The sequence below is a fragment of the Piscibacillus salipiscarius JCM 13188 genome (assembly GCF_001311865.1).
GTDB lineage: Bacteria > Bacillota > Bacilli > Bacillales > Alkalibacillaceae > Piscibacillus > Piscibacillus salipiscarius.
The window spans coordinates 1-1,286 of the sequence record NZ_BBCD01000058.1; the positions used below are offsets into that span (position 1 = coordinate 1).

Genomic DNA, 1,286 nt, shown 5'->3' on the forward strand with positions numbered 1-1,286 from the left:
TAGAGTGACCCAATAATATGAGACAGGAAAAAACACCCCCTAAGTCGTATGTAATATTAATCGACAATTTAGGAGGTGTTTTTCTTTATGGGTAAAAATAGATTTTATCCAGAAGAAGTCAAACGAGAAGTGATACAAATGAAGTTGTCTGGTGAATGGACCAACAAGCAGATTATGGAGAAGTTTGGTATTAAAAACAAAACACAAATCAAGACTTGGATGAGGTGGTACCGCAACGGTGAACACCATAGGTTAGCTCAACCGACAGGTAAACAATATGCCTATGGCAAAGGACCAGACGATGATAGTGAAATAACACAACTACGTCGAAAAGTAACCTATTATGAAATGCGTGAGGAATTGTCGGGAAAGTACCAAGAAATCGAAAGGAAGTGGTTCCAGAAGTATTTGTAGAGGTAGTTGAAGCTTTCAAGGAGCAGTTTTCAACGAAAGATATCTGTGAGTGCTTTGGCATCCCCAGACCGACTTATTACCGATGGAGAGGTACAGTGAATCGAGAGATTCCAGAACTGCATCAATTAATCATAAATATTTGTAAACAACTCTCACATCGTATTGGGCATCGGAAAGTGAAAGGGATCTTGTGGAAAGATTATCAAATCAAAGTTAACCGAAAAACCGTTCAAAAAGTGATGCAAAAATACGAAATTCAATGTCGCATAAAAGTAAAAACGACAAAAATATATTGCAGGGGAAAGTAAAATCGTTGTTCCTAACTTGTTAAAACAAAATTTTAAAGCTGAAAAACCGAATCAAAAATGGGTGACGGATATCACGTATTTACCCTATGGTCCGAAGATGCTTTACTTATCTACAATCATGGATTTGTATAATAACGAAGTTATTGCTTATAAAATCAGTGATTCACAACATGTTGATTTGTTTTAGAAACGCTACAAGAGGCTTGTAACGGCAGAGAGACTCATGAAGTTATTTTACACAGTGATCAGGGAGCTCAGTACACATCCTATGCCTTTCAGGCACTTGCAAAAGAAAACGGCATTACCACAAGCATGTCCCGCAAAGGCAATTGCTTTGATAATGCCGTCATTGAATCCTTCCATTCCTCACTAAAGTCGGAAGAATTCGCCGCTCAATTAAGAGCGACCCTAACAACTACTATTGTAATAGATAAAGTAATAAATTACATGTATTATTACAATTATATACGACCTTTTTCAAAATTAAATTGCCACAGCCCTGTTGAATACAGGACCGTGGCAGCATAGGTGTTTTTTCTTGTCTCATTTCCCTGGGTCAGTTCA

1 pseudogene is annotated in these 1,286 nt (G+C 37.5%); it reads left to right on the forward strand.

The window, feature by feature from the left end:
* Positions 1-87: 87 nt before the first annotated feature.
* Positions 88-1,250 (forward strand): annotated as a pseudogene (locus JCM13188_RS19990) (IS3 family transposase).
* Positions 1,251-1,286 lie beyond the last annotated feature (36 nt).